At 74.3% G+C, this 3,905-nt stretch carries 2 protein-coding genes; both read right to left on the reverse strand.

The features are described from left to right. The coding region (locus tag ACF07S_RS33365; RefSeq protein WP_391975913.1) for a type I polyketide synthase at positions 1-3,106 on the reverse strand (3,106 nt) is incomplete at its 3' end. 14 nt (positions 3,107-3,120) lie between these two features. Beyond that, positions 3,121-3,905: beta-ketoacyl reductase (locus ACF07S_RS33370; RefSeq protein WP_391975914.1), on the reverse strand; the 785-nt coding region annotated here is incomplete at its 5' end.

The raw sequence follows: 3,905 nt of genomic DNA on the forward strand, positions 1-3,905 counted from the left end.
TGAGGGTGTGGGTGTCGGCGCCGGCGGTGCGCAGTGCGGTGGTGAGGTCGGGTACGAGGGAGTCCCCGTCCTGACCGATCACCAGCCAACGCCCCCCGAGACGACGCCGGACGGCCCTTGCCGGGAGCGGCTGCCAGACGACCCGGTAGCGCAGCGCGTTCGTCTCGGCGGCGGTGCGGCACCGGTCGTGCCAGGCCGCCAGGTGCGGAAGGACCGCGCCCAGCGGCTCCTCGATGCCGGCCTCCTCGGCGCCCAACTGCACGGCGGCGGCCTTGACGTCGCCGTCGCGGACCGCTGCCCACAGGGCCTGGGACCGGACCGGCTCCGTGCCGTCCGTGCCGTCCGTACGGTCCGTGGCCCGTGTCGCCGCCGGGGCGGGGCGCAGCCAGTAGCGGGTGTGCTGGAACGGGTACGTCGGCAGGTCCACCCGCCGCGCCCCGGTGCCCTCGTACGGCGCGGCCCAGTCGACGTGGGCGCCCTGGACGAAGGCCGTGGCCGCGGCGCGCAGTACGGTCGCGCACTCCGGGCGTCCGCGGCGCAGCGCGGCGGCGAACGCCGTGCCGGTGTCGCCCGCCGCGCACTCCCGTGCCATGCCGGACAGCACGGCGTCGGGGCCGAGTTCGACGAAGGTCGCCGCCCCGGCCGCCCGCGCGGCGCGCACGGCGGCGGCGAACCGGACCGGTTCGCGTACCTGGCGGGTCCAGTAGCCGGGGTCCATGAGCTCGGACGGGGCGGCGGGCCGTCCCGTCACCTCGGAGACGATCGGAAGCCTCGGCGTGCGGTAGGTGACGCTTTCGGCGACGGCGCGGAAATCGGCGAGCATCGCGTCCATGTGCGGCGAGTGGAAGGCGTGGCTCACCGACAGCCGCTTCGTACGGTGCCCCCGGGCGGCCAGTTCCCCGGCCGCCGACACGACGGCCTGCTCGTCCCCCGAGATCACGAGTGACTCGGGCCCGTTGAACGCGGCGACGACCGCCTTTCCGGCCGCGATCCACTCCAGGCCGGCCACCTCCTGCTCGGTGGCGCGCACCGCGACCATCGCACCGCCCTCGGGCAGCCGCTGCATCAGCCGCCCCCGCGCCGCGACCAGCCGGGCGGCGTCCGCCGACGAGAACACCCCGCCGGCGTACGCCGCGGCCAGCCCGCCGATCGAATGGCCCAGCAGGACGTCCGGCACCAGCCCCCAGCTCTCGAAGAGCCGGAACAGGGCGGTCTCCACGGCGAAGAGCGCGGGCTGCGCGTAAGCGGTCCGGTCCAGCAGGGCGGCGTCCGCCGTGCCGGGCTCCGCGAACATCACCTGCAGCAGCGGACGTTCGAGATACGCGTCGAAGCCGTCCGCCACTTCGTCGAGGGCCTGCGCGAAGACGGGGAACGAGGCGTACAACTCCCGTCCCGCACCGGCCCGTTGCGCGCCCTGACCGGAGAAGAGGAACGCCACGTCACGTCCCCGGCGCGCGACGCCGGTCACGAGGGCGTCCGACGGCCGCCCGTCCGCCAGGGCGAGCAGCGCGTCGTGCGCGGCGGCCGGATCATCCGCCAGAGCGACCGCCCGGTGCTCCAGAACCGCCCTGGTCGTGGCGAGGGAGTACCCGATGTCGAGGGCGTCCCCGCCCCGGGCGGCCAGCAGGTGCGCCTGGTCACGCAACGCGTCCTCGGAACGAGCCGACAGCACCCAGGGGAGGACGGACCGGGTGCGGGTGCGCTCGGGTGCCGCGGCGGTGGCGGGGGGTTCCTCGATGACGACGTGGGCGTTGGTGCCGCTGACGCCGAACGAGGAGACGCCGGCGCGGCGTGGCCGGCTGGGGTCGGCCGGCCAGGGCCGGGACTCGGTGAGGAGCCGCACCCGGCCGGCCTCCCAGTCGACCTTGGTGGTGGGCCGGTCGACGTGCAGGGTGCGCGGGAGGGTGCCGTGGTGCATGGCGTGGGCCATCTTGATGATCCCGGCGATGCCGGCGGCGGCCTGGGTGTGGCCGATGTTGGACTTCAACGACCCCAGCCAGAGCGGCGTCCGGCGTTCGGGGTGTCCGTAGGTGGCCAGCAGGGCGCCGGCTTCGATGGGGTCGCCGAGGGGGGTGCCGGTGCCGTGGGCTTCGACGGCGTCGACGTCGTCGGGGGTGAGGCCGGCGTCGGCCAGGGCCTCCCGGATGACCTTCTGCTGGGCGGGTCCGCTGGGTGCGGTGAGGCCGTTGCTGGCGCCGTCCTGGTTGACGGCGGTGCCGCGCACGACGGCCAGGACGCGGTGTCCCAGCCGCTCGGCGTCCGACAACCGTTCCACCAGCAGCATCCCGGCGCCCTCGGCCCACGCGGTGCCGTCGGCGGCCTCGGCGAAGGCCTTGCAGCGGCCGTCCGGTGCCAGCCCGCGCTGGCGCGAGAACTCCACGAACACCGTGGGGTCGGGCATGACCGCGACACCCCCGGCCAGCGCCAGGTCGCACTCCCCGCGGCGCAGCGACTGCACCGCCAGGTGCAGCGCCACCAGCGACGACGAGCACGCCGTCTCCACGGTGATGGCCGGACCCTCCAGCCCGAGGACGTAGGCGATCCTGCCGGACAGCACCGCGTCGGCGTCGCCGGTCAGCAGGTAGCCTTCCGTGCCCTCGGGCGCTCGCGCCGGGTCGGAGGCGTAACCCGTGTGCGCCGCGCCGACGAACACGCCGGTCCGCCCGCCACGCAGCGACTCCGGCACGACCCCGGCACGCTCCAGGGCCTCCCACGAGGTCTCGAGGAGCAGCCGCTGCTGGGGGTCCATCACCAGCGCCTCGTTCGGCGAGATCCCGAAGAACGCCGCGTCGAAGTCACCCGCGCCGGCCAGGAAACCGCCCTCGCGGCAGTAGGTGGTGCCGGGGCGGTGCTCGGGCGAGTACACGGCGGCCTCGTCCCAGCCCCGGTCGGTGGGGAAGCGGGTGATCGCGTCGACGCCCTCGGCGGCCAGCCGCCACAGCTCCTCCGGGGCGCTCACCCCGCCCGGATAGCGGCACGCCATCCCCACGATCGCGATCGGCTCACGGGCGGCGCTGACGAGCTCCTGGTTGCGCCGCCGCAGCCGCTCGGTCTCCTTGACCGAGGTACGCAGCGCGTCGAGCACCTCGTCGATGGACGGTGACATCTTCGGATCCCCTGTCATTCTCCGGCTCCGGTCTTCGCGAACCGGATGAGTTCCTCGGGGCTGAGCGCGTCGATCTCACCGGCGTCGGCGGTGGGACGAGGCTCCGGGACGGGGGCCGCGGCGCCGGGGCGGTCGGCCGGCCCCGCCGACCCGGCCGGGTCCGTCCGCCCGGCAAGCAGCATCGCGGCGAGACGGTCCACGGTGGGGTGGTCGAAGATGACGGTCGCGGGCAGGTCGAGCCCGGTCGTCTCGCGCAGCCTCGTACGCATCTTGACCGCGGCCAGCGAGTCGAAGCCGAGGTCCTTGAAGGCCACGTCATGGCCGATGCGGTCGGTGCCGTCGTGTCCCAGGACTTCGGCGGCGACGGAACGGACCAGATCCACGAGGATCTTGTTCCGCTCACGTGGCGTCAGGGCGGCGTTCAGCCGCTCGATCAGTTCGCCGGACGTGTCGACGGCCGGGGCGGACGCCTGCAGCTCGCGGATCTCGGGAATGTCGGAGATCAACTGGCTGGGCCGGTAGGCGGTGTATCCCGCGGCGAAGCGCTTCCAGTCGACGTCGGCCACCGTGACACAGGTGTCCCCCAGTGACAGCGCGCGTTCCAGGGCCTCGATGGCCGACTCGGGCCGCATCGGCGAGAGCCCGCGCTTGGCGTAGTACTCCACGACCTCGGGGGACTCGCCCATCCCGCCGCCTCCCCACAGCCCCCAGGCGATGGAGGTGGTGGGTTGTCCTTGGGTGTGGTTTTGCTGGGCGAGGGCGTCGAGGTGGGCGTTGGCGGCGGCGTAGAGGGATTGTC

The sequence above is a fragment of the Streptomyces sp. NPDC016640 genome, from assembly GCF_043076215.1.
Taxonomy (GTDB): domain Bacteria; phylum Actinomycetota; class Actinomycetes; order Streptomycetales; family Streptomycetaceae; genus Streptomyces.